Source organism: Halococcus sediminicola (assembly GCF_000755245.1).
GTDB classification, from domain to species: Archaea; Halobacteriota; Halobacteria; order Halobacteriales; family Halococcaceae; genus Halococcus; species Halococcus sediminicola.
On sequence record NZ_BBMP01000006.1, the window covers coordinates 214,050 to 238,806 of the forward strand.

Consider the following 24,757-nt stretch of genomic DNA (forward strand, 5'->3'; position numbering starts at 1 on the left):
CCACGACCGTTGCACAACCCGACAATCATCCGACCATACAGGAGGTGAGAGCCTAATGGCAATCGATGCTGGACTCGGAGCCATCGTGTTCCTGATCGCGCGTATCCTCTTCGGTGGACTGTTCATATATCAGGGCCTCAACCACTTCCTGAATACCGATGCGATGGCCGAGTATGCCGAGTTCAAGAACGTGACCGCGGCGCGATTCGGTGTCCTCGCCTCGGGTGGATTGCTCGTACTCGGCGGACTCGGTATCCTCCTTGGCGTGTATCCAGCAATCGCCGCAGGACTACTCGTGGTGTTCCTCCTTATCGTGACACCACAGATGCACGATTTCTGGGCCGTGCCCGAGGACCAACAGCAAGACGAGATGACGAGTTTCATCAAGAACGTCGAACTCCTCGCTGCCTCGTTGGTTTTCCTCGCTCTCAGCAGTGAGACGTGGGCCTATGCACTCGGCATTGGACTCGGACTATAGCAGAGCGAGAGAACTCCGTTCCACAACCACCCAAGACATCACATGAATAACGAAACAAGCGGACTTCACCACGTAGTGTCCATCGAAACCAACAAACCGAGCTTCACCCGTGACAAGTCCTTCACAAGACTGGGAACAAGGCTAAGGCTCTCGTCGTGGTTAGAGAGTGGACAAGGTATGTTCGAACAGCACCTTCCCGAGATCGAATCGGCTCGCATACCGGAGGCACACTGACGTGACTGGACCCCATCAAAACCAACCCCTCGTGACGGCCGGCGCGTCCGTGGAGGCTGCCGAGGCCGCTGTCGTTCTCGTTCACGGCCGTGGAGCGACCGCTCGGAGTATCGTCCAGATGACCGATGAGTTCGACCACGACGATATCGCGTATCTCGCCCCACAGGCCGCCCGCAATACGTGGTATCCGAACGCGTTTACTGCACCCATCGAATCGAACGAACCCGAGCGCACGTCGGGGCTGCAAGCCATCGCTGACGCCGTGAGTAAGGCCAACGAGGCGGACATTTCGACGGACCGTGTGATGATCCTTGGTTTCTCACAGGGCGCGTGTCTCGCGAGCGAGTTCGTCGGGCGCAACCCAACGCGCTACGGTGGGCTTGCAGTCTTGAGCGGCGGTCTCATCGGTGAAGACGTTGCCCCCGACGACTACGAGGGTGACCTTGCGGACACGTCCGTGTTCCTCGGCTGTAGCGACGTGGACCCACACATCCCCGAAGAACGAGTCCGTACGACAGCCGATGTCTTCGAACGGATGGACGCCGACGTGACCATGCGTCTCTACGAAGGAATGAGCCACGGCATCAACGAGGACGAACTTCATGCGGTGGCCGATCTCCTCGATGGTCTCACTCGGGATAGTCCCCAGTGAGTTCAGCCAGTCACCTCGGGAGACACCCACTGCGGATGGATGGCTGTATACTGCCGCAGCGCACGGCCAAGCACGAACTCGACGATGAACTCGGCCGCCAGTGGCCTCTCGTCACCGACAGTATTAGCGTGCCGGATAGCTACACCGTCGCTGCGGACTGATCCAGTCCGCGGCTCGGTTCGACTTGCTTCTCCTGAGCAGCACTCGTCAGTTCAAGCGAAAATCGTTCTACGACACGCCGATACGATCGCAGCTAATTCGATGGAGTATCCGAGTCGTTGCGGAGAAATCATTGGCTTTGGGTGGATATCGCAACCGAACACCGTATGATAGTTGGTATGACGTACCGCCAAAGAAACGTCATATGACGTGATCGCGTTAGTTTCCCCTCATGGCGACACCAATAGCGATCATCACCCTCCTGCTCGTGGCAGCCGTCTCGCTGTTGATCATTCGTACTGGCGCCATCGCGCTCGTAATGACTGGCATGGCACGGGAAATCGCCTCGTTTCAGGCTTCCTCGGCGTTTTCGGGTGCGGGATTCACCACCGACGAAGCCGAGCGCGCGCTTGCGACACCACAGCGGCGTGCAATCGTCAAAACCCTCATTCGAGCGGGGAGTATCGGTATCGTCACTTCCGTCGCGTCGCTCGCGCTTTGGTTCACCCAAGTCAATACGTTTGCCGGGCCTCAGGTAGCGTACCTCGTCGTCGGTGCCGTCGTGCTCGGGCTATTCGCTCGAAGTCGCTGGTTCAACCGCCTCATTACTCCCGGCATCGAGTGGGCGCTCAACCGGACTACCACGCTTGAATTTAACGACTACACACATCTCCTGGAATTTCGGGAAGGTTATCGAATCGCGGAACTCGAAACGGAAGACAACGACTGGCTCGCCGGAGGATCGCTCGGCAGTCTTGACCTCAATGCCGAGGGCGTGATGATATTGGGGATCAATCGACGAGACGGATCGTATATCAGCCCGCCCGACCCGAACTACACCCTCCAGTCCGGTGACACACTTACCGCCTACGGGAAGAAAGATAGATTGGTTGAACTCTCGGAACGTACGGAGGACGATGAGAGAGCCCATACCGAAGCCATCGAAGACCACGAGCTGAATACTGAAGAGGGAGAATTTCCCACATACTCGTAGATCGGTTTTGTGCTTCCGATCGATCCCATCCTCAGAATTCGGTAGGCCGATCGGGTACTCCGCTTGTCCTCTGTGCTCACGGTTTCGGTGTCAACTGAACTCGGGTGGTATACTGGCTATTCACAGGCTCCTGCAAAGTCGATTTCAGTCTCTATTGTGTGAAAAATCCAGTCGTCTGAGTGCAGACTTCTGGGATCAGCCGAACTTGCCGGTGATGTAGTCTTCGACGCGCTGGCTGTCGGGGTTCTCGAAGATCTCGTTGGTGTCGCCGTACTCGACGAGTTCGCCGCCGGTGAGGAAGACCGCCGTTTGGTCCGAGATACGAGCCGCCTGCTGCATGTTGTGGGTGACGACGACCACGGTGTAGTCGTCGGCGAGCTCCTCGATGAGGTCCTCGATCTTCGCGGTCGCGATCGGGTCGAGCGCGCTCGCGGGTTCGTCCATCAGGATGACCTCAGGGTCGACGGCGAGACAGCGCGCGATGCAGAGGCGCTGTTGTTGTCCTCCTGACAATCCAAGTGCATTGTCGTCGAGCCGGTCGTCGACCTCCTCCCAGAGGGCGGCCTGTCGGAGCGCGCGCTCGACGAGCGCGTCCTCGTCGCCGGCGTCGTCGCCGAACAGCCGCGCGAGCAGCCCGGTCTCGACGTCGCCGTGTTTGCGCGGGCCGTACGAGACGTTCTTTCGAATCGACTTGGGGAACGGGTTCGGCTGCTGGAACACCATCCCGACGCGCTTTCTGAGCTCGACGAGATCGACGCCGTCGCCGTAGATCTCCTGGCCATCGAGTGCGACGCTGCCCTCGACGCGCGCGCTCTTGACGCGGTCGTTCATCCTGTTCAGACAGCGAAGAAACGTCGACTTCCCGCAGCCCGACGGGCCGATGAGCGCCGTGACGCTCTCTGCGGGGATGTCGAGGCTGATCCCTTCGAGCGCCTGCTCGTCGCCGTAGAAGACATCGAGGTCGTCGATGTCGAACTTCGTCCTGTTGTCGAAGTCGTAGTTCGTCCACTCCGGTTCGGTGCGTTCGTCGCTCTCGCCGGCGGTCCGGTCGCGGTCCTGTTGTAGCGTGCTCATGATTGAAGTTTGGTGTCGAAGTAGCGCCGCGAGGCGATGCCGACCGCGTAGAAGGCGAAGACCACCAGCAGGAGAACGAGCGCCGTCCCCCACGAGAACCCCTCGCCCACGTCGCCGACGCCGGCCGTGATGGTGGCGAACAGCTGGTAGGGCAGCGCCGTCGCCGGCTGGAGCAGTGCGTCGGTGTTGAGGAACGACAGCTCGACGAACGGGAACGACGAGGTGAACGCCGCCCCGAAGTTCAACAGATCGGGTCCGGTCTCGGGGAACGGTTCGCCGGTGAGGACGAGCAGGATGGGCGCGGTCTCGCCCGCGATGCGGCCCACGCCGAGGATCGCACCAGTCACGACGCCCGGCATCGCCGCCGGTAGGACGACGCTCTTGATCGTCTGCCAGCGACTCACGCCGAGGGCGGCGCTCGCGTCGCGGTACTGGTCGGGCACGTTGAGCAGGGCCTCGCGGCTCGTGATGATGACGAGGGGCAGGAGCATGAAACTGAGCACCAGCATGCCCGACAGCAGGCTGCTCCCGTTGCCGATGCGCGGCACGAGGAAGGCCAACCCGAAGAGCCCGTAGACGATGCTCGGGGTGCTCCAGAGTCCGTTCGTGGCGATCTCGACGAGCGACGTGATCCGACCCTGTTCGGCGTACTCGGTCAGGAATACTGCTGTGCCGACCCCGAGCGGGATGGCGACCGACACCGCACCGACGACCAGCCAGACGGTACCGACGATGGCCGGCGCGACGCCGTTGATCGCGTTGGTGATCGCGAACCCCTCCATCACGAACGGCCAGTGGAACCAGAGCAGGGGAGCGCTGATGACGACGTACTCGTCCCAGCCGGGTGGCTGAAACCATGTCACCGGCTCCCAGAACAGCCCGAAACGGATGCCTTCGGTCATCGGCCCCCAGCCGCGCACGGCGATAAAGGAGATGAGGACGACCAGCAGCGCGATCATGCCCGCCGCGTTCGCGCTCACGAGCAGCGACGCGCCGCGCGCCTTGCCCTGCGTGCCGAAGCCAGCGGCCGCCTGCGCGCCGACCCACGCGAGCACCAATCCGGCGACGCCGAGCAGGATCGGCAGGGTCGTCTCGGGCGTGAACGCGGCCGACAGGCCCTCCGGCTGCCATCGCCAGTCCGGGCCGATGACGTCCGTCAGAACGATCCCACCCACCACGAGTGAGAACCCGCCACCCGTCGCCGCGAGCGCGCTGTCTTCTTGCGGAACGATCGCCAGCACGATCCCGAGCGCCGCGCCGGCGAGCGCGCCGAGCGGCCACAGAGTACCGAATCCGAGTGTCTGTGCGCTCACGAGTCCGCCGGCGACGAGCCCGACGAGACCGAAGACGGTCGCGAGCGACGTGCCGGCGGTGTGGTCCGGTGCGGTGTCGAGCACGCTCAGTTTGGCGGCGACGACGACCGCGATCAGACAGCACGCCGCCGCGACGAGTGCGAGCGCAAGCACGTCGAACAGCGACGCACCCGTGATCGTGGTGGGAACGACCTGGACGAACGCGAGCAGGCTCGCGACGAGCACGATGGCACCGAGCGTGACGACCGCCCCACCGGCGTACCGCAGCGGGCCGGTGCTTCCCCGATCGAGCGCGCTCGCAACACCCGTGTCCGTGCTCATGTGTCGCCCCCGAGCGTTCGCTCCATCCGTCGTTCGACGTACTGCGAGCCGATGCTCAGGCCGAGCACAGTGACGAAGAGAACGACGCCGGCGGCGAACAGCGCGCTCATCTGCGAGCCGCTGGCGATGCCGTACTGGCTGGCGATGAGGCTCGTGAGCGTCTCGGTGTTGCCGAACACGTCATACAGCGGGTCGGGAAGCGCCTGTGCGTGAGCGAGGATCACCGTCGCGGCCATCGTCTCGCCGACGGCGCGGCCGATGCCGAGCAGGACGGCCGCCGACACGCCCGAAAAGGCCGCCGGCAGCGTCACAGCGGTCGTCGTCTGCCAGTCTGTCGCCCCGAGCGCGAGCGAGCCGTCCTTCATCGGGCCGGGCACGCTCGCGATGGCGTCCTCGGCGACCGATACCACGGTCGGGAGCGCCATCGCGCCGATGACGATGCCGACGACGAACAGGCTCCCGAACGTCGGGAGCGAGAACTCCTCGGCCATGAACGGGTTGAGAACGACGAAGCCGATGAACCCATAGACGATGGAGGGAATCCCCGCGAGCGCCTCGACGGCGGGCTTGAGGAGCCCACGCGCCCAGTCGGGAGCCATCTCGGCGATGAACACCGCGCCGGCGACGCCGAGCGGGGCGGCGATGGCGGTGGCGATGAGCGTCGTGACGAGTGTGCCCCACATCATCGGCACGAGCGAGTAGATCTCCGCGCTCGGGTCCCACAACGCACCGCCCGTCTTCGTCAGGATGTCGAGACCCATGAGCCGGAAGGCCGGAATCGACTGCACCACGAGATAGATCGTGATGAGCCCGAGCACGAGCACCGTCACGACCGTCGCCGCGAGCGCGAGCACGCGGGCGGTCGTTCCCTGCTCGTTGAAGACCCCGTAGACGACGACCAGCGCGAACGCCGCGAGCGGGTAGATCACCAGACCGGGCGCGAGGAAGAAGGTCAGCGCGACCGCCACCAGCGTGATCCCGAGCAGCACGCCGACGGGGGTCGCGATCGAGAGCGCTTCGAACCGGTCGACGAGCCCGCGTTCGACGCTCATCGCTTGGCGTTAGGGAGTTTTTCGCGCTGTTTCTTCCGGCGTTTCGGTGGCAGCGCCGAGTAGCCCACGGCCTTGACGAACGACTGCTGGCCGTACCCGCTGACGAGCATCCGCAATAGTGCGGCTTCCTTCTTCGAGGTGCCGTCGTAGGTGTAACAGTGCAGATCGCGTGCGAGCGGGTAGCCGCCCTCGGCGAGGTTCTCGCCGGGCACGTACTTCGTTCCCTGGAAGGTGAGCGCGATGGCCGGCACCGAGTCGTCGACGAACGCGAGCGCCATGTACGCGAGCGCGTTCGTCGAGTTGGTGACGATCTGTTTGACCTGCTGATTTTCACCTTTGCGGATGTCGACGCCGGGGATCGCGGCGTTCGGGTCGCCGAAGAGGTTGTTCCGGAAGGCGGTGTCGGTGCCGGACCCCTCAGAGCGCCCGACGACCTGGATCTCCGTGCTCGGACCGGAGTAGCCCGGCACCCCCCTCCAGTCGGTGATCTCGCCCTTGTAGATGGCTTTGAGTGTTTTCGCCGAGATCTCGCTGACGCCCGCTTCTTTGATCGCCTGACTGACGACGATCGGCTGGGCGTCGACGCCCACCACATGATCCTCGTACTTCGAGAGTTTCTTCTCCGCGAGATCGGGAAACTCGGCTTTCACCGGCGCGCTCGAATTGCCGAGATCGAGCCGACCGCTGCGCAGTTTTTCGAGACCGGTCCCCGAGTGGCTGAGACTCACGCTCACCACGATCGGCGGCGAGTCGCTCTTGGTCGCGTCGAAACCGTACAGTCCGGCCCAGTAGTCGGCGAGGCGCTCGTCGGTGTCGATGCCGTATTTGGTCGGTTTCCAGAACTTTCCCTCGGATGGGGCGGCGTTCGTTCCCCAGAACGAGGCGGCCCTGTCGACGACCGGGTACACCGTCGATGAGCCACCCGCCTTCAGGGTCGGCGCGTCGCCCGTTTCACCGCCCGAAGAATCGTTCGCGTCCGCGCTGTCCGGCGGCGTCGCGCTCGTGCTGATACAGCCAGCAAGCCCCGCGCACAGTCCGGCCCCGCCCGCCAGCACTGCGCGCCGACTCACAGGCGTTTCCTGCATCAGTCATCGCTAACCGCAGGGAGGATAAATACTCTACTATGAAATCTATATAGACGTGGGTACGGGCGCTACGATTCGTCGCCGTCGAAGCCGAGCGCCGCCGAGTTGATGCAGTAGCGCTTACCCGTGGGTTCCGGTCCGTCATCGAAGACGTGGCCGAGATGGCCGCCACAGGTCGCACAGACCACTTCGGTGCGCTCCATTCCGTGACTGGTGTCGCGCCGGAGCTCGACGTTCCCCTCGTCGGCGACGTCCGAGAAGCTCGGCCACCCCGTTTTGGACTCGAACTTGGTGTCCGAGGAGAACAGTTCGGTGCCACAGCCCGCACAGACGAAGGTGCCGTCGTCGTGCTGGTCAAGTAACTCGCCGCTGAATTTGGGTTCGGTGCCCTGCTCGCGCAGGATCTCGTACTCCTCGTCGGTCAGCACCTCGCGCCACTCCTCGTCGGTTTCTGGCAGTTCGCCGGTCGTCGCGGGTTCGTTCGACATACCGAACGGAGGGGACGCACGCTTTTGGCTGTTGTGGCGTGGCGGAGCGACCGCTGGGTGGGTCGTATTCGCTCGAAAATGCTCCGGCAGGGATTCGAACCCTGGTCATCACCGTGAGAGGGTGATATGATTGGCCGGACTACACCACCAGAGCACGCTTCGTGTCTGTACTCGATCGTAGCGACGAATCGGGTTTAACGGTTGCGCTTTTCCCTTACTCCTCATCGAACGGCGACCCGGTGGCCTCGGGTTCGTGGCCCGCGAGGCTCACGATGTTCTCGCGGCCGACGCGAAGCTTGCTCACACGGCCCTCCTCGGCCATCTCCGAGAGTAATGTACTCACCTTCGATTTCGACCAGTCGGTTTCGGACACGATGTCGCCCTGTTGCATCCGCCCGCCGTTGGCCTCGAGCAGTTCCTCGATATGGTCCGCGTCGCTCCTGAGGTCCGCAGCGCTCACCGTCGGCTCCGGCGGTGCGTCCGGTTCGTCGGCCGCGTCCTCGCGTTCGGTCTCTACGGCGGTCGCGTCCGTCGGCTCGTCGTCGGTGCTCTCGTCTCGAAACGGTATCGACGCCTCCGAACGCCCGACGACCACCGCACCGAGGAGGGCGACGACGGCGAGCGCCGCGACGATCCACACGAGCGGCGTGCCGGGGAGCGAATCACCCTCGGCCATCAGCGCCGACTCCTCGGTGAAGGCGATCCGTGGATGGCCGCCCGCGAACTGCGCCGGGCCGAAGTAGGTGAGCGAGTCGGTCACGTTCGCCGAGCCGTTGGCCGATGCGTCGGGTTCGGGGTCGACCTCGTCCCAGTCGACTTCGAGGTTCGGCCCGGCCCGGAACTCGATGGAGGTTCCCCGGGAGAGATACAGCCCGCTGTCGAAGCTCTCGCCGACCGGGTAGCCTCCCTCGGCGGTCGTGAAGTTCCGCCACACGAACGACATCTCGACGACGCCTGTCGCGTCCGGTCGCGAACTGACCTGCGCGTCACGGCTGAACCCTCGTGCGCTCATCGCCCGCCCGGTCGCGTTCGACCCCTCTGTGGTGAGCGCCGTCGCGCGCTCCCTGAAATCCGTGTACAGGGGTGTCTCCTCGTTCTCGAAGCGGTTGGCGTAGGCACGAAAGCGACTGATCTCGGTCTCGTTCCCGAGCGGTTGGTTGTAGCGCTGGGTCCAGCGCGCCGAGCCGTTCTCGTAGACCGTGACCACGAAGCGCGCCTCGTCGAACCCCGTCGCCGCCTCCGAACCGTTCGGTGCGGCCGTCTGCTGTGCGTCGCCGACCGCTATCGCGGGAACGACGAGCGCTCCCAGCGCTATCGCGGCGACGAGACCGAGCAGCCACACCCGCGTCATCCATCGTAGATGACCGGACCATCATATAAAAACGCTGTGACCCCGGCCCCTTCGGGCGAATCAGGGTGCGAGCCGGTTCTTCCGGCCCTTCATGTGCTCGTCGTAGTGGGCGAAGGTGAGCGGACACCACTCGGCGGCGAGGTCCAGAATTTCCTCGGTCAACTCCCGAATCTCCCACTGGCTGTCGGCGGCCGCGCGCATGTCCGCGACGTGCATCAGCATCCGGACGTTCATCGAGAACACCATATTCACCTCCGTGCCGATCGGCAGCACGAATCGGGCGTCCTCGGGCGGCATCCCGGTATCGAGCAGCTCCTGATAGCTCTCGACCGACCCGACGACCGACTCCCGAAAGACCTGCTCGCGTTTTTCCACCACCTCCTCGTCGGCCGCGCCGCCGCGCTGGTTGCGGCCCACCCAGTCGGGATCGGTCGCCGACGGCGGCGTGACGACCATCGCACCCTCACGCACCTCCGCCGGATCGACCTCGTCGAAGGCGACGTAGCGCATCGACTGTACGTCGAAGGAGACGTGGCGATGACGGGTGAGCTGGGCCATGCACGAGCGGCTGACGCCCTCGACGGCGAAGGTGGCTTGGGGGTGCTCGAACGGGCCGAAGTGGCCGTGGTCGAGCAGGTGGCCGATGAGCGTGCGCTTTTTCTCCTCGATGGTGTCGCCCTCGACGGTCGCCATCGTCTCCGCGAACGACTGCTCGCCGACGAAACCGGACGAATAGTCGTTGCGCGCGCCGATACAGACCACTCTCTCGGGGTCGTCGGTCGCTTCGAGCAGGCGGACGTCCATACCGAAAGCGATACAGCCCGATGTAATATCCTGTCGATCAGCGCCCGCTCACGACGGTTCGGGGCCCGGCGGTGCTCTCCCGGTCAGCCGAGTCGAATCCGTTCCGGCGGCCGACCCGTTCTTCGTACCGAACACGTCCGTGTCGATGCTGGTGCTGTAGCCAGCGCCGTCGAGCGGCACTCGTACTGTGGTGTCGCCGGGGAGGTCGAGGACGGCGACGAGCGACACCCGGAGGTCGGTGTGCTGGTCGCGCTCGACGTGGCTGACCCACCAGTCGTCGAGCTTGCGATTGCGGATGGCCGCGCTCGTCCGAACCGTCCGCTCGCCGCCGGGTGGAATCACCGTGCCCCGACCCGTGGTTCCGTTGGCGACGGCGATGTCGTTCATCGTGACGGTGTAGTCGATTCGACTCACCGGAATCGGGATCTCACTCGGGTTTTCCACCCCGAGAGCGATGTCGAGCGGCGTCGTTTCGGGAGTCACGGTCCCCCACGTCGCGGTCGTTCGATCGACCACCAGCACGGGGTCGTCAATCAGCGGCAGGCTCGCGTTTATCGGCCGTGGCTCGCTCGCGTTCAACGCGCCCGTGATGTCGGTGGTCACCGTCCGGTTCTCGCTCACCCGCTCGGTACCGAATACCGGCACGTCGACGCTCGCCCCCGTGGTGAGTCGCGTTCGCTCGCCGCGCGCGACGTGACTCGCCCACCACGCGGGAACTTTTCGGTTGTCGATGGCGGTCGTGAAGTTCACGGATGTCTCGCCGGCGGCGATACGAAACCCCTCCCGGCTTCCGTTCCCCATCACGATGCCGTTCATCCGCACCGAGTGATCGACCGTCGCGTTCCCGAGGCTGACCCCGACCGGGTTCGGGTTCGCCACGGCGAGTTCGGTCGTGACGAGCGTCGTCGAGTCGTTCACGCCGGAAAACCGGCTTTCGGTCCCCTCGACCGTCGGGCGCTCGACGGCGAGGACGGCCACACCGCCGACCGCTGCGAGGACGACGAGAGCGAGCACGGCGGCACGCGTGCGATTCATTGGCTGCACTGTTCGTCGAGAGGAGAAATAGGCTGTCGGTTGCTCGCCGTGATGGAACGAACTAAGTCCCCGCCGGTGATAGCGCCGCTATGTCCACATCCGTCGGGACCGACCGCGGCGTCGGCTTCGCCGTGCTGTTCGTGATGCTCGCGCTCGCCGGCGCGCTCGTCGCGCTCGTCGCCGGATTGCTCGAAACCCAACTCACCGCCGCGTGGGGCTTCGCCGCGGCGTCGCTCGCCGGTGCGATCGCCATCGCCGCGATCCATCTGTCGGGCTGACCTCGGCCCGCCACAAAGCGTTAAGAACGTCACGACCGTAGTCTTCGTAATGACCGACTTCACCGACGAGGACCGGCGGATTCTCGCGTACCTCCACGACAGCGTTTCCCGTGGGGAGCGCTACTTCCGCTCGAAGAACATCGCCGACCAGCTCGGGCTGACCGCCAAACAGGTCGGCGTCCGGCTGCCACGGCTGGCCGAACAGTCCGAGGACATCGACATCGAGAAGTGGAGCCGCGCGAAGTCGACCACGTGGCGCATCACGCCCGGCTGAAAGCGAGCGCTTCGGCGGATTTTTACCGACTGACTTCCTAACCGAGTCATGACTGTCCGGGTCGAACGCACCTTCGAACTCGACGCCTCGCCCGACGAAGTCTGGGAGTTCATCGCCGACCCGGGCAAGCGCGCCCAGCCCATCAGCGTCGTCGAATCGTTCGACATTCACGACGAAACCCACGCCACGTGGCACATTTCACTCCCCATTCCGTTCGTCAACCGCACCATCGCCGTCGAGACCGAGGACACCGAACGCGACCCACCGACCCACATCGAGTTCGTCGGGCGCTCGCGGGTACTCCGGGTCGTCGGCGAACACGACCTCGAAGCCGTCGACGGCGGGACGCGCCTGCGAAACCGCTTCACCGTCGAGGGGAAGATGCCCGGCGTCGAGCAGTTCTTCAAACGCAACCTCGACGACGAACTCGACAACCTCGAAACCGCCATCCGCGAGGACGCGGCGATCGAGAACTGAATGCGCCTCGCCTGCTGTCAACACGCCGTTGACGCCACGCCCGACGAGAACGTCGAGTGCGCGCTCGCGGCTATCGCCGAGGCTGCCGACGCGGGTGCGGACCTCGTTTGCCTGCCCGAGATCTTCAACGTGGGGTATTTCGCGTTCGATGCCTACGAGCAAGAAGCCGAGTCGCTCGCCGGGCCGACGCTCGCACGAGTCGCCGACGCGGCGCGCGAACACGACGTTGGCGTGCTCGCCGGCTCCATCGTCGAGGACCTCGCGGCGAGCGCGCGCGACGGGTTCGACACCCCGAGCGAGGCGGGACTGGCGAACACGTCGGTGTTCTTCGACCGCGCGGGCGAGCGCCGGGCGGTCTATCGCAAACACCACCTCTTCGGCTACGAATCGAAAGAGGCCGAGTTGCTCGTGCCGGGCGAGTCGCTCGGACTGACCGAGTTCGAGGGCTTCACCGTGGGGATGACGACCTGCTACGACCTGCGCTTTCCCGAACTCTACCGGGAACTCGTGGACGCGGGTGCGACCCTGATTCTCGTCCCGAGTGCGTGGCCGTACCCGCGCGTCGACCACTGGCGGCTGCTTCCCAGAGCGCGCGCCGTCGAAAATCAACTATTTGTGGCGACCTGCAACGGCTCCGGGCGCTTCGGTGAGACGGAGCTCTGTGGGCGCTCGGCGGTATACGACCCGTGGGGCGAGGTGCTCGCAGAGACCGATGAAGGGCCAGCCGTCGTCACTGCCGACGTCGACCCCGAGCGCGTGAGCGAGGTGCGCGAGGAGTTCCCGGCGTTGGGCGACCGGCGATAGTCGCGACCGAGGAGAGAAACGAGGGACTTATCAGGCGTGCGTGTCTTCGTTCATCTGCCGGTACGTGACGCTTTTCTCGTCGCAGCCGGCAACACAGCGCCCGTCGCGCCGCGCACCCCCACTCGAATCCGGATTCGCCCCTCGCGGTCCCACTCCGTCTCTCACGAGCGCCACTTCGTTAGTCGCGACTGTGTGAGGGCTCCGACGGTCGAAAGGACAACCCCTTTATCCGGCTGCCGGGGTGTGATACGTATCGATGATGAACGCCAGCGCACGCCCGCTCGACCAATGAGAGTCGAGCGGCTCGATTTCGAGACGTGGGAGGAGGGACTCCCCGAGCGTGGCTTCGAGGTCTTTCACACCTCCGAGGCGCTGTCGGTGCTCGACCGACACGCGCCCGGCGAGTGCTACCTTCTCGGGGGGTATCGCGGCGAGCAACTGGTGGCGATGGTACCGCTGTTCGTCCGGCACACGGGCGGGCTGCGCATCGTCTCCTCGCCGCCGCCCGGCATGGCCGTCCCCAACCTCGGCCCGCTCGTCATGCCGACCAGCCCGAAACAGCGCAAACGGGAGAAGGTGAACCGTGAGTTCACCGAGGAGCTTCTGGGGGTGCTCGACGCCGACGCGCCGCGGACGCTCGTTCGCCTCCTCTGTCCGCCCGACTACGCCGACCCGCGTCCCTATCGCTGGAACGGGCTGTCGGTCGAGCCAGCGTTCACCTACCGCCTCGCAGTCGACACCGACCCCGACGACCTCATGGACTCGTTCAGCCGCAGCCTCCGCCGGGAGATCCGTTCGGGGATGGATCTCGACATCGACATCGAGACGAGTGGTGTCGGGGGCGGCGAGACGGTCTTCCGTGAGACCGCCGAGCGCTACGCCGAGCAGTCGGAGGCGTTCGGCCCGACGTGGCCCTACGTTCGGGACGTCATCGAGGAGCTGGGCGAGCGCAGTCGGGTGTATGTCGCCCGCGCCGACGGCGAGTATCTGGGTGGGGTGATCGTGCTGTTCTCGAACGACGCGGCGTACTACTGGCTCGGCGGTGCGCGCGCGACCCACGAGAACGTCAGCATCAACAGCCTGCTCCACTGGCGGATCATCAACGACATCGCAGAGAACCCGCCCATCGATTCCGTGAACCAGTACGACCTCGTGGGCGCGAACACCGAACAGCTCTGTCGGTACAAATCGAAATTTGGTGGGGAGCTGACTCCGTACTACACCGTCGAATCGGGTGGAGTGGCGATGGACGCCGCGAAAGGTGCCTACGGGCTGGTCAACCGGGTCACGGAACGGCTCTAGCGCTCCGGCGTCGGCGGGTCGGGGCGTCGCGGTGGATCCTCGTGCGAGAGGCCCGCCACCGCATCGGCCCCGTCGGGGCTGGTGGCGAGTTCGACGATGACGTCGGTGAGGTTCACCTTGTCGGCCATGAACGCGTCGCGCTTTTCGGACCATTTCTCGGCGAGATCGTCGTCGGCGAGCAGCGATTCGGCGCGCTCGATAGCCTGCTCGAAGGAGGCGATGTTGAATATCAGTCCCTCGTCTTCGAGTTCGATGAAGTTGCCCATGTCCGCCTCGCCCACGAAGGAGTTCGACCGGATGGCGGGCGTCCCCAGGAGGGCGGCCTCGGTGACCATCGTCTGCGTGTCGGCCACGAGGAGGTGGGCCTCACTGAGTGCGTCGTGTAACAGTCCTGGGTGGAGGTCGAACGGGCGCGCGTCGATCCCCTCGAAATCCATACTGTGGCTCTCGTCGGAGATGAACACGGTCGCGTCGTCGGCGAGACGTTCGATGAGTTCGCGCCGCTCGGCCGGCCCGATGCCCGAGTGGCTGACGTCGTGATGCGAGCCGAAGGCGTTGAACCGACAGATGACGTATTTTTCGTCCGGCGCGACGCCGAGCTGGTCGCGGATGTCCTCGCGGGCGGTGAACACGTCGGGGTGGAGGTACGCACACTCCTTGAACCCGCGAAAGCGGTAGTGATTCGGTCCCAGATCCTTGCCGAAGGCGGCCGGCGTGAGGATGGTGTCGGCGAACGGCCGCGAGACGGCGTGGTCGAGCGACGTCGGCTCCGAGTCGAGAATCAGCGTCACCGGCGTGCGCGAGAGCGCGCCCGCGTGGGCCGCGTACGCACCCATTCCGAAGATGCGGTCGGGCGAGTACCGCCGCGTCTGCCTGAGTATCGAGAGGTAGTGGCGAGGGAGCTGATACAGGAGCGAACGTTTTTCGGTCGCTAGCCGACCGTACAACCGGTACGGGAGGTCGTGGTAGTCGAGTAGTTCTTTCGTGCAGCCGTAATCCCGAGCGAGAATCAGCACCTCGTGACCGCGCTCGTCGAGAGCTGCGACGGCGTGTTTGTAGAGGTGGACGTGCGCAGGAGTGTTCGTAAAGAACAGATAGTTCATTCCGTCGTACTGGTAGCGACGAACTCGACGCTCCTAAACACGTCGGTCCACTCACCGTATCGTGTCGTTCGTTCCGTGGCACTTGCGCCGTCCTCGTCCGACGAGCCATCCGTGAGCGGTGTGTGACGCGGATTTCGGTGCGCTCACTCGTCCGTGGTTCGCTCGGGCGAAGCCGTTAGTCATATACGACCGGCCTGCGCCACTTGAAGCGATACGCTCACACGCTGTCGAACGAAACCCATGACACGAACGATTCGAACCGCAGGGATGGTACTGGTTGTATTGCTTTCGGCGGCCGTCGGCGGCGTCGCCCTCGGCGGAACGGCGGCCGCGCTCGACGAGGGCGCGGGCGCGACGTACCCGTTGACGCCCGGCTCGAACACGCTCGGCACGTTCGTCTACGTCGCCAGACCCGGCGATGCCGTGGCCGAAAACGGCATCAAGGAGATAACGCTCGACGTGAGCGAGGGCGCAAGCGTCGCCAACGTGACCGACGACGACGTGTTCATCGCGGTGCGTGGCGGCAAGCGCATCGAGATCGCCGAGAACAACAGCGATATCGTCGAGGTCTCGAACATCAGCGTCTCCTCGAATCAAGCCGGTGACGAACTCACCATCACGCTTCCGCGGCCGGTTCGCCCACGGTTCGCCTCGGACAGCCCGAACACCGGGGCCGAAATCGCCGTCAAGGTGGGGAACTTCACGACACCGAGCCAGCCGGGCACCTACCCGATAAACGGCACGCTCACCGACCCCTCGGGAACGACCGACGGACCGGCGACGGTCACATACTCGGTGAGTTCACCGCAGATATCGATGGAAAATCAGGACCTCTCACAGTTCAGCGACCAGCAGACGCTCAACGTCTCGGCGGCGGTCCCGGGTGGCGGCTACGTCGGCGTGTTCACGAAAGCGCCGAACGGCTCACCCGGGAAACTCGTCGGTGCGACGAACGTCTCCACCACGCCGGCCGCACAGAACTACACCATCGACGTGGGCGGCAACGTCTCCGAGAGCCAGCAGCTCATGGCGGTCGCCTACACCGAGTCGTCGGGACGCTCCGCGGGCACCCGTGCGGGCGAATCATTCGACCCGAGCGCAGACCAGCCCCTCAGGGTCAACGGGACGCTCGTGAACGCGACGGCGAACGTCTCGACGCTCGACGTGGACGGAAAGGTCGAATCCGGTGGCGAGTACCCACAGGGTGCGCGGCTGTACTTCCCACAGGCCGAGTCGGGCACGAGCTATCAGGTCCGGTCGGTCGACGGAGGTGAACTCGGCTCCGCCGCGACACAGTTCCAGACGGGCGCGAACGGGACGACGGTCCTCGACACGAGCGACCTCTCGGAGGGACAGTACGCCATCACGCGTATCGACGACGACTCGCTCGTGAGCCTCGACAACGACAGCACGACCGGTCCACAGGACGACAGCATCTTCATCACCGGCCAGCAACAGACCACGCAGGCCACCACTCAGGCGAGCGGTACGGACGCCGCGACCGATGGCCAATCCGGTGGCGACGAAACGGCGGCTGGCGACGGGACGGACGCCGCAGCCGGCAACGACTCCGGGAACGGCAGCGGCTCGGACGACAGCAGTTCGTCCGGTCCCGGCTTCGGCATCGCCGTGGCCGTCGTCGCGTTGCTCGGCGCGGCGCTGCTCGCAACGCGGCGCGACCGCTGAATCGGCCGCTGTCGTCGTCACGAACGTCCGATTTTTCGCCGTTCCGACATCCGGGAACGGAGCCCGTAGTGGCTTGCGCTACCACGACACATGGATGCGAACCGATAGAAATGAGTACGATGCGGCTGACAGCTACACCTACGAGGGAGCCATCCCGTGATCCGAGCGGCCGAAATCGGCCGTTGTATCCGTCACGAGCGGCTCTCGGAGACCACACAATGAGGGATCTACAGCCATGACGACGGCACGGCGCAGCGTATTCATGATTACCGTAGTGCTCGTTTCGGCACTCGTCGGCGGCATCGCCTTCACAGGATCGGCGGCAGCGCTCAACTCTGATACCGCGGCACCGTACCCGCACTCGCCCGGAACGAACGCGGCCGAGTTTCCCGTCTCGGTCGTCGCCCAGTCGAGCGACGCCATCACGCAAAACGGCATGAAGTCGATGACGCTCGACTTCGGTGCGAGCAGCGGGTTCGACGGGAGCGTCGGCAACGTCAGCGCGAGTTCGGCCTCGGTCATCGTCGCCAGCTCGGACGGGCAGCGGACGGTCGATCCCGCGAACGTCTCGACGACGCAGAACGGACAGATCACGCTCACCTTCCAGCAGCCGGTGTCGGTCGGTGCCGGCGACCGCATCGTCGCCGACGTCCCGAACGTGACGACACCCTCGGCCGACGGGAGCTACACGATCGGCGTCTCGGCGACGACGCCCTCGGGCACGACCGACGGTCCGGTGACCGACGACTACCGGGTCGCGAGCGCGTCGCTTTCGTTCCCGAACCAGAGCGCCTCGCAGTTCAGCGCGAACCAGTCGGTGAACGTCTCGGGCGTCATTCCGAACGCAGGCTACATCGGCGTGTTCACCGTCGCCGACAACGGCTCGCGCGGGGAGCTGGTCGGCAGCACCGAGCCCATCATCGCGCTGTACAACCAGCGCAACTACACCGTCAATCTCAACGGGAACGTCGACGAGAGCCAGCAGCTGATGGCCGTCGCCTACTACGAGACCAGCGGCGATACGCAGTCCGACCGGCTGAACGGCACGTTCGATCCGAACGAGGACGCCGTCGTGACGAACAACGGCCAGCCGGCGAACACGACCGGCTTCGTCACCACCGTCGACGCCGACGGGCGCGTCGAATCCGGCAGCGAGTACGACCAGGGGGCACGGCTCTACTTCGGACAGGGCGAGCCGAGCACGGGCTATCAGCTCCAGACGGTCGAGAACGGCAGCGCCGGCCGCACCGTGACACAGTTCGAGACCGCCGCGAACGGCTCGGCCACGCTCGATACCGGCGAACTGGAGCAGGGTCAGTACGTCGTCACGCGCATCGACGACGGCTCGGTGGTCAGCCTCGACAACGACAGCACGACCAGCCCACAGGACGACAGCATCTACATCACCGGCCAGCAGTTCACCGAGGCGACCGCCACGACCGGCAGTAGCGGCGGTGGCTCGAACGCCTCCGGTGACTCGAACGCGAGCGCCGGCAACGAAAGCGGCGCTGGCGACAACGGCTCCGGAAACGGCAGCGGTTCGGGCGACAGCAGTTCGTCCGGTCCCGGCTTCGGCATCGCCGTGGCCGTCGTCGCGCTGCTCGGCGCGGCGCTGCTCGCAACGCGGCGCGAGTAATCGACCTGTCGCTTCGATTCCGACGAACGGATTTGTCTCGACCGAGTTCTTCCATCCGATGACAGCATCGCAACTCCGACCGACGGGACTCACGGGCGAACTACTCGGGAAGACGCTCGGCTACGCCCGCGAGCGCGACTACACCGGCTGGGACTACGGCGACGGGATGAGCAGCCGGCTGTTGCAGGCGCTGCCCGTCGAGAACAAGTGGGTGAACCTCGCGGTCCAGGAGACCATCAAGCGCGCGCCGGTCAACGTGCGCCCGCTCTTTCTCGTCGAGCAGCGGCGCAACTACAAGGGCACGGCTCTATTCACGATGGCGAACCTCACGGCCCACAGGCTGGGTCTCGGCGAGAAGGGCGGCGTCGACTACGAACGGGAGGCGCGCGCCCTCGCCGATTGGCTGATCGCGGAGCGCACGCCGGGCTACGCGGGCTTCTGTGGCGCACACCGCCACGAGATCCAGCATCTCGACATCAAGGGCCTGCCCTCCTACCCCGACATGGTCTCGACGTCGTACGCGGTGCGGGCGCTGCTCGCGGCCCACGACGCCGATCTCGATACTGGCGACGTCGACTACGCCGAGGTCGTGCGCTCGGTCGCCGACTTCATCGACGAGGACCTCGAATACGAGGAGATCGACGAGGGCGCGCGGATGAAGTACGTCCCGGCGTGGTCGTCGGACCACTATACCCTCAATGCGGTCGCGCTCGGCGGCGTGACGCTGCTCGAACTCGGCGCGCGTTTCGGCGAACCACACCGCGAGCGCGGCGAGAAACTCCTCGACTACGTGGTCTCGCGCCAGCGGCCGGAGGGCGGGTGGATGTACCGCGACCCGCCCTCGGCGTCGCATCTGTCGATGGACAGCCACCACAACGGGTTCGTCATCGAGTCGCTGCTGCGCCATCGCGAACTCACCGGCTCCGACAGGTACTCCGAGGTGCTCGACGACGCACTCGCGTTCTATCGGGAGGACCTCTTCGAGGACGACGGCGCGCCCAACTGGGACGAGTCCAACAGATATCCACGGGACATTCACGCGGCCGCACAGGGCATCATCGTCTTCAGCCGCGCCGGCGAGTTCGCGGCCGCCGAGCGCGTCATCGACTGGGTGCTCGGGACGCTGTACGTCGGCGACGGGAAGTTCCGCTACCGGCGCGAGCGGTTCTTCACCAAGCGGGTCACGCTGATGCGGTGGTGCGAGGCGTGGATGGCGTACGCGCTGGCGACCTATCTCGACCAGCGCGCCGCGAGCGAGTGATGCGAGTTTCCCAACCGGTGAGATAGTTTCGTCGCCGCTCACCGCGAACAGCGCCGATCGCTTTCGACAGATTTGATAAGCCTGCTGGCGAAGGTGGGGTAATGATGCCGCCGCTTTATATACGGGATCGGTTACACAGAGGGGCGGTGCTGTGAGCGACGCCTCGACGACCGACGGTTCGTCGGTCCCGGAACCCGGCGAGCCGAAACGGAGAGCGAGCCGATGACCGACGGGACGACCGTGACCATCGTGCTCGGCACGCGCCCGGAGATCATCAAGCTCGCGCCCGTCATCGACGCCTGCGAAGAACGAGGGATCGCCTACAGCGTCGTCCACACCGGCCAGCACTACTCCGAGGAGCTGGATACGGTCTTTTTCGACCAGCTCGAACTGCCGACGCCCGACCACAACCTCGGCGTCGGCTCCGGTTCCCAGAGCGAGCAGACCGGCGCGATGATCCCCGCCATTGAAGCTGTCCTGCTCGACGAGCAGCCCGAGCTCGTCCTCGTCCAGGGCGACACGAACTCCGTGCTCGCGGGGGCCATCGCCGCGAGCAAGCTCGAGTGCGAAGTGGGCCACGTCGAGGCCGGCCTGCGCAGTTTCGACAGAAGCATGCCCGAAGAAGTCAATCGCGTGCTCGCCGATCACGCCGCCGACTACCTCTTCGCGCCGACCGAACAGGCCGCAAACTATCTCCACGAGGAGGGTATCCCCGACGAGCGCGTCCATATCACTGGCAACACCATCGTCGACTCGGTGATGGGCTACCGCGACCTCGCGGCCGAGAAGAGCGCTGTCCTCGACGAACTCGGTCTCGACGCCGGCGAGTTCTGTCTCCTGACTGCCCACCGCGCCGAGAACGTCGACGACCGTGAGCGCTTCGAGAGCCTGCTCGACGGCGTGGCACGCTTCGCCCGTGAATCGGATCTCGACGTCGTCTATCCGGTCCATCCGCGCGCTGCGGAGCGCCTCGCTGCGTTCGACATCGGGATGCCAGCGGAGATCACGCCCATCGACTCGCAGGACTTCCTCGATTTCCTCCGGCTCGAAAGCACGGCCACGCTGGTCCTCACCGACTCCGGGGGTGTCCAGGAGGAGACCTGCATCCTCGGTACGCCCTGTGTCACCCTTCGGGACAACACCGAGCGGCCCGAGACGGTCGATGTCGGTGCGAACCGCGTCATCGGCATCGGTCCCGAGAGCATCGTCGCCGGGGCGCGCGAAGCGCTCGACAGCCCGAACGATTGGGAGAACCCCTTCGGCGACGGGCGGAGCGCCGAGCGGATCCTCGACATCGCGAATCTCGGGCCGACCACGTCGGTCGAGGAGGTGTGCGGATGAGTTCGGTCTGTGTTCACGGGCTGGGCTACATCGGTCTACCGACGGCGGCGATGCTCGCCAACAGTGGCCACGATGTCACCGGCTACGACGTCGATGCGGACCTGCTCGACCGGCTCGACAGCGGCGACGTTCCCGTCGACGAACCGGGTCTCGGCGAGTTCGTCACCGACGCGCTCGCGGGGAGTCTGTCGGTCTCGGACGAGGTGCCACCCGCCGACTACCACCTCGTCTGTGTGCCGACGCCGCTCGACGGCGACCGTGCAGATCTCGCCTTCGTCGAGAGCGCCGCCGAGGCGGTCGCCGAGGTGCTCCGGGCGAACGACACGGTGATCCTCGAGTCCACAGTGCCGCCGGGGACCACGGTCGAGACGGTCGCACCGATTCTCGAAACCTCGGGGCTGTCGGTCGGCGAGTTCTCGCTCGCGTATTCGCCCGAGACGGTGCTTCCGGGGAGCGTCATCGCTGAACTGCGCGCGAACGACCGCGCGGTCGGCGGCATCGACGAGCGGTCGGTCGAGCGCGCGGCGGCACTTTATGATTCCTTCGTCGAGGGCACACTCAGGAAGACGGCGAACCCGACGCTCGCGGAGTTCGTCAAACTCATCCAGAACACCTACCGCGACGTGAACATCGCGCTCGCCAACGAGCTGGCGATGATCGCCGCCGACTACGACCTCGACTCGCGCGAGGCAATCGCGCTGGCGAACCACCACCCCCGGGTAAACCTCCACCAGCCGGGACCCGGTGTGGGCGGTCACTGCATCCCCATCGACCCGCTGTTTTTGGGGCAAGACTCCCAAAAAATTGACCTCATCGAGCGCGCCCGCGCGATCAACGACGGGATGGCCGAGTACGTCACCGACCTGCTGGAGAGCCATCTCGATTCGCTCGCCGACTCCTCGGTAGCGGTCCTCGGCGTCGCCTACAAGGGCAACGTCGCCGACGCGCGCGAGAGTCCGGGCCTGCGCCTCGCGGAAGTGCTCCAGACCCGGACGCAGGTGGCGGGAGCCACCGGAACGAGCGAGGCGGGCGTCGACGTGCGCCTCACCGATCCACACGTGGCCGACCAGCGGTTCGCGCTCGCGCCCCTCGACGAGGCGCTTTCGGGGGCGGACGCGATCGTCATCGCCACCGACCACGACGAATACACCGAACTGGACCCTGTCGAAATCGCAGCGCAACTCGACGGAGATGTCGTCATCGATGCGAAAGGACTGCTCGACGCCGCCGCGTGGGAGGCGGCCGGACTGCAGGTCGTCCGGCTATGAGCGGTCACGGGGAGCACGCCGCGAGCACGCCCGCCGCACGAACGCGGCCGGTGCGGGCGTGGATCGACCTCGTGAGTCCGTCCCACCCCTTCTTTTTCGCGGCACTCGCCAAACGGCTCGACGGGGTTGCGGTGGCGACCACGGTCAGAGAGAAAACCGAGACCGTCTCGCTCGCCCGCGAGGTGGGGTTCACCCACCGCGTCGTCGGCCGGGATTTCGACAACTCGTTGGTCAGAAAGGTCGGTATTCCGCTCCGAACCGCACAGCTGGCCATCGAGGCGCCCGACTGCGACGTGTCGCTGTCTTCGCGCAACGCGATGTGCGTGCTTGCCTCCAAGGTTCGAGGGATTCCCTCGATACACTTCACGGACAACGACATCACCGCTCACATCGACGGTCTCTGGGTCGAAGAACTGTATAATCGCTTCGAGGCCGCCGCGACCCACAACGTCGTGCCGCGGGCGTTCGCGACCGAGGAACTCACGCGGTGGGGCGCGGATGCCGATTCGATACACACCTACGACGGCTACAAAGAGGACGTCTACGTCGCCAACTTCGAGCCGGATTCGACCTTTCCCGACCAGCTCCCGTTCGCGAGCGGCGAGTACATCGTCGTGCGCCCGGAGGCGCTGACGGCGGCGTACGTCGACGCCGATTCCATCGTACCCGACCTGCTCGCGGCGGCCACGGAGCGCGACATCGGCGTCGTCTATCTCCCGCGCGGGCGCGGCGACGAAACGCACGCCCACGACTACCCGGAGAGCGCGGTGTACGTTCCGGATGGGGCGGTCAACGGGTTGCAACTGGCGTGGCACGCCCGCTGTGTGCTCACCGGTTCGGGAACGATGTCTCGCGAGGCAGCCTGCATGGAGAAGCCCGCGGTATCGTTCTTCCCGAACACCCTCTTATCGGTCGATCAGGAACTCGTCGCCGACGGGCGCATCTTCCACTCGCGAGATCCCGTGAAGATAATCGAACACATCGCCGCGCTCGACGAAAGCGACGTCGCGCCTGACCGTGAGCGCGCGCGTGCGGTGCGCGACGAGGTCGTCGAACTCACGGGTGAACTGATTCGGTTGTGTGGGGAGCGATGAGCGACGACAACCCCTTCGCGCCGGCGAACGTGCTGGAGCGCGGCCTGACGTGGGCACGGGAGCGCGGCTACGCCGGCTGGGACCCTTACGACGGGTTGAACAGCCCGTACGCGAAACCGTTCAAGAAGCACTGGTTCACCCGGCTCGCGTGGATGCACGCGGTGAACCGCTCGCCGATAGAGCTACGGGAGATGCTGTCGATCCCCAAACAGCGCAACCCGAAGGGCATCGCGCTGTTCGCGCTCTCGTACCTCTATCGCTACGAGGCGACGGGCAACGAGGAGGACCTGGCCGAGGCCGAGCGGTTGCTCGCGTGGCTCCGCGAGCATCCGTCGCCGTCGTTCGACTACCCCTGCTGGGGGTACAACTTCGACTGGCAGAACGCGAGAAAGTTCTACCTGCCGGCGTACGGCCCGTCGGTGGTCGTGACGGTCTTCTGTGCGCAGGCGTTCGTCCATCACCACCGTCTCACGGGCGACGAGGACTCCCTCTCCACCGCCGAGGGGGCCTGCGAGTTCATCCGCAACGAGATCAACACCCGCGGGGTCGTGGGCTACGACGCCTACACCTACACCACCGACGACGAGTTCGTCGTCATCAACGTCAACGCACTCGCCGCGCGATTGTTCGCGCTGGTCGCCGCCGAAAACGGCGACGAGAGTTTGATGAAACGGGCCGACGGTCTCGTGGAGTTCGTCCTCACCGCACAGGAAGAGAGCGGCGCGTGGCACTACTCGATGCCGGCCGACCGCTCGCACATCAGCCACGACAACTTCCATACGGGGTTCGTGCTCGAATCACTCAGAGAGTACCTCGATGCGGGCGGCGACGTCCCGGGGACCGAGGCGGCCTATCGGCGCGGCCTCGACTTCTACCGAGAGAACCTCTTCGAGGACGACGGTGCGCCGAAGCTCGAACACGACCAGACCTACCCTCACGACGCCCACGCCGCCGCTCAGTCGATCCGCACGTTCGTCCGCGATGGGGGATCCGAAAGCCTCGAAATGGCCGAACAGATCATCGACTGGAGCATCGACGAACTGTTCGATCGAGCGGGCTACTTCTACCGTCGGCGCGGGCGATACGTCGACGACGAAACCCCCTACATCCGCTGGAGCCAGGCGTGGATGTGCTTCGCGCTCGCCTCGGCGGTGCGCCAGCGTACCGAAAGCGAGCGGAGAGCACGATAGCAT

25 protein-coding genes and 1 tRNA gene are annotated in these 24,757 nt (G+C 65.3%); 16 read left to right on the forward strand and 10 right to left on the reverse strand.

The window, feature by feature from the left end; genetic code table 11:
• Nucleotides 1–55: 55 nt before the first annotated feature.
• The 4 genes from ACP97_RS03975 to ACP97_RS03985 all read left to right on the forward strand — a co-directional run bounded on the left by ACP97_RS03975 (nucleotide 56) and on the right by ACP97_RS03985 (nucleotide 2,517).
• Nucleotides 56–478: a DoxX family membrane protein gene (locus tag ACP97_RS03975; RefSeq protein WP_049996538.1), complete on the forward strand. Its 423-nt coding sequence runs from the start codon at nucleotides 56–58 to the stop codon at nucleotides 476–478.
• A gap of 235 nt (nucleotides 479–713) precedes the next feature.
• Nucleotides 714–1,364, forward strand: coding sequence for an alpha/beta hydrolase (locus ACP97_RS03980; RefSeq protein WP_049996539.1), 651 nt, complete (start codon nucleotides 714–716; stop codon nucleotides 1,362–1,364).
• Nucleotides 1,365–1,399: 35 nt separating this feature from the next.
• Entirely contained in the window at nucleotides 1,400–1,525 is a 126-nt protein-coding gene (locus ACP97_RS20990; protein ID WP_272913432.1) for a hypothetical protein, read from the forward strand.
• Nucleotides 1,526–1,755: 230 nt separating this feature from the next.
• On the forward strand, nucleotides 1,756–2,517 hold the full coding sequence (locus ACP97_RS03985) for a TrkA C-terminal domain-containing protein (protein WP_049996540.1): 762 nt from the start codon (nucleotides 1,756–1,758) through the stop codon (nucleotides 2,515–2,517).
• Nucleotides 2,518–2,712: 195 nt separating this feature from the next.
• Here ACP97_RS03985 and pstB read toward each other — a convergent pair whose 3' ends face one another.
• From pstB to ACP97_RS04030, 9 genes are all read right to left on the reverse strand, one after another.
• Nucleotides 2,713–3,591 carry a phosphate ABC transporter ATP-binding protein PstB gene (gene pstB / locus ACP97_RS03990; protein WP_049996541.1) on the reverse strand — a complete coding sequence of 293 codons (879 nt, stop codon included), beginning with the start codon at nucleotides 3,589–3,591 and terminating at the stop codon, nucleotides 2,713–2,715.
• Nucleotides 3,588–5,225, reverse strand: coding sequence for a phosphate ABC transporter permease PstA (gene pstA, locus ACP97_RS03995; RefSeq protein WP_049996542.1), 1,638 nt, complete (start codon nucleotides 5,223–5,225; stop codon nucleotides 3,588–3,590). Before pstA ends, pstB begins: the two co-directional genes overlap by 4 nt.
• Complete coding sequence (pstC, locus tag ACP97_RS04000; RefSeq protein ID WP_049996543.1) at nucleotides 5,222–6,277, reverse strand: phosphate ABC transporter permease subunit PstC; 1,056 nt, start codon at nucleotides 6,275–6,277, stop codon at nucleotides 5,222–5,224. The genes pstA and pstC overlap by 4 nt, the downstream gene beginning before the upstream one ends.
• Nucleotides 6,274–7,362 (reverse strand): PstS family phosphate ABC transporter substrate-binding protein, encoded by a 1,089-nt coding sequence (locus tag ACP97_RS04005; RefSeq protein ID WP_237561085.1) that lies wholly within the window; start codon nucleotides 7,360–7,362, stop codon nucleotides 6,274–6,276. Before ACP97_RS04005 ends, pstC begins: the two co-directional genes overlap by 4 nt.
• A 68-nt stretch (nucleotides 7,363–7,430) precedes the next feature.
• The gene (gene msrB, locus ACP97_RS04010; RefSeq protein WP_049996544.1) at nucleotides 7,431–7,850 is read right to left on the reverse strand and encodes a peptide-methionine (R)-S-oxide reductase MsrB; all 420 of its coding nucleotides are present in this window, start codon (nucleotides 7,848–7,850) and stop codon (nucleotides 7,431–7,433) included.
• A 79-nt stretch (nucleotides 7,851–7,929) separates the two neighbouring features.
• Nucleotides 7,930–8,004, reverse strand: a tRNA-Glu gene (locus ACP97_RS04015).
• Nucleotides 8,005–8,064: 60 nt separating this feature from the next.
• On the reverse strand, nucleotides 8,065–9,201 hold the full coding sequence (locus ACP97_RS04020) for a helix-turn-helix transcriptional regulator (protein WP_049996545.1): 1,137 nt from the start codon (nucleotides 9,199–9,201) through the stop codon (nucleotides 8,065–8,067).
• Between the two features lie 60 nt (nucleotides 9,202–9,261).
• The gene (gene thyX / locus ACP97_RS04025; protein ID WP_049996546.1) at nucleotides 9,262–10,005 is read right to left on the reverse strand and encodes an FAD-dependent thymidylate synthase; all 744 of its coding nucleotides are present in this window, start codon (nucleotides 10,003–10,005) and stop codon (nucleotides 9,262–9,264) included.
• 48 nt (nucleotides 10,006–10,053) lie between these two features.
• On the reverse strand, nucleotides 10,054–11,040 hold the full coding sequence (locus ACP97_RS04030) for an LEA type 2 family protein (RefSeq protein ID WP_049996547.1): 987 nt from the start codon (nucleotides 11,038–11,040) through the stop codon (nucleotides 10,054–10,056).
• An 89-nt stretch (nucleotides 11,041–11,129) separates the two neighbouring features.
• Here ACP97_RS04030 and ACP97_RS04035 point away from each other — a divergent pair, with 89 nt between their 5' ends.
• The 5 genes from ACP97_RS04035 (at nucleotide 11,130) to ACP97_RS04055 (ending at nucleotide 14,175) form a co-directional block, all read left to right on the forward strand.
• A complete protein-coding gene (locus ACP97_RS04035) occupies nucleotides 11,130–11,318 on the forward strand; it encodes a DUF7525 family protein (RefSeq protein ID WP_049996548.1) in 189 nt (62 codons plus the stop codon).
• Nucleotides 11,319–11,367: 49 nt separating this feature from the next.
• Nucleotides 11,368–11,592: a DUF7123 family protein gene (locus ACP97_RS04040; protein WP_049996549.1), complete on the forward strand. Its 225-nt coding sequence runs from the start codon at nucleotides 11,368–11,370 to the stop codon at nucleotides 11,590–11,592.
• 48 nt (nucleotides 11,593–11,640) lie between these two features.
• On the forward strand, nucleotides 11,641–12,069 hold the full coding sequence (locus ACP97_RS04045) for a CoxG family protein (protein WP_049996550.1): 429 nt from the start codon (nucleotides 11,641–11,643) through the stop codon (nucleotides 12,067–12,069).
• Nucleotides 12,070–12,873 (forward strand): carbon-nitrogen family hydrolase, encoded by an 804-nt coding sequence (locus ACP97_RS04050; protein WP_049996551.1) that lies wholly within the window; start codon nucleotides 12,070–12,072, stop codon nucleotides 12,871–12,873. It abuts the gene before it with no gap.
• Nucleotides 12,874–13,161: 288 nt separating this feature from the next.
• Nucleotides 13,162–14,175: a lipid II:glycine glycyltransferase FemX gene (locus ACP97_RS04055; protein WP_049996552.1), complete on the forward strand. Its 1,014-nt coding sequence runs from the start codon at nucleotides 13,162–13,164 to the stop codon at nucleotides 14,173–14,175.
• Here ACP97_RS04055 and ACP97_RS04060 read toward each other — a convergent pair.
• Complete coding sequence (locus tag ACP97_RS04060) at nucleotides 14,172–15,278, reverse strand: DUF354 domain-containing protein (protein ID WP_049996553.1); 1,107 nt, start codon at nucleotides 15,276–15,278, stop codon at nucleotides 14,172–14,174. The two genes, ACP97_RS04055 and ACP97_RS04060, sit on opposite strands and share 4 nt — an antisense overlap.
• Before the next feature lie 240 nt (nucleotides 15,279–15,518).
• On the opposite strand from ACP97_RS04060, the gene ACP97_RS04065 reads away from it, so the two are divergent.
• The 7 genes from ACP97_RS04065 to ACP97_RS04095 all read left to right on the forward strand — a co-directional run bounded on the left by ACP97_RS04065 (nucleotide 15,519) and on the right by ACP97_RS04095 (nucleotide 24,754).
• Nucleotides 15,519–16,964, forward strand: coding sequence for a PGF-CTERM sorting domain-containing protein (locus ACP97_RS04065; protein ID WP_336884751.1), 1,446 nt, complete (start codon nucleotides 15,519–15,521; stop codon nucleotides 16,962–16,964).
• A 262-nt stretch (nucleotides 16,965–17,226) separates the two neighbouring features.
• On the forward strand, nucleotides 17,227–18,600 hold the full coding sequence (locus ACP97_RS04070) for a PGF-CTERM sorting domain-containing protein (protein ID WP_049996601.1): 1,374 nt from the start codon (nucleotides 17,227–17,229) through the stop codon (nucleotides 18,598–18,600).
• A gap of 58 nt (nucleotides 18,601–18,658) precedes the next feature.
• Nucleotides 18,659–19,861: a prenyltransferase/squalene oxidase repeat-containing protein gene (locus ACP97_RS04075; RefSeq protein WP_049996555.1), complete on the forward strand. Its 1,203-nt coding sequence runs from the start codon at nucleotides 18,659–18,661 to the stop codon at nucleotides 19,859–19,861.
• A 222-nt stretch (nucleotides 19,862–20,083) separates the two neighbouring features.
• Nucleotides 20,084–21,202, forward strand: coding sequence for a non-hydrolyzing UDP-N-acetylglucosamine 2-epimerase (gene wecB / locus ACP97_RS04080; protein ID WP_049996556.1), 1,119 nt, complete (start codon nucleotides 20,084–20,086; stop codon nucleotides 21,200–21,202).
• Nucleotides 21,199–22,470 carry a nucleotide sugar dehydrogenase gene (locus ACP97_RS04085; RefSeq protein WP_049996557.1) on the forward strand — a complete coding sequence of 424 codons (1,272 nt, stop codon included), beginning with the start codon at nucleotides 21,199–21,201 and terminating at the stop codon, nucleotides 22,468–22,470. The genes wecB and ACP97_RS04085 overlap by 4 nt, the downstream gene beginning before the upstream one ends.
• On the forward strand, nucleotides 22,467–23,564 hold the full coding sequence (locus ACP97_RS04090) for a DUF354 domain-containing protein (protein WP_049996558.1): 1,098 nt from the start codon (nucleotides 22,467–22,469) through the stop codon (nucleotides 23,562–23,564). The genes ACP97_RS04085 and ACP97_RS04090 overlap by 4 nt, the downstream gene beginning before the upstream one ends.
• Nucleotides 23,561–24,754, forward strand: coding sequence for a prenyltransferase/squalene oxidase repeat-containing protein (locus ACP97_RS04095; RefSeq protein ID WP_049996559.1), 1,194 nt, complete (start codon nucleotides 23,561–23,563; stop codon nucleotides 24,752–24,754). Before ACP97_RS04090 ends, ACP97_RS04095 begins: the two co-directional genes overlap by 4 nt.
• Nucleotides 24,755–24,757 lie beyond the last annotated feature (3 nt).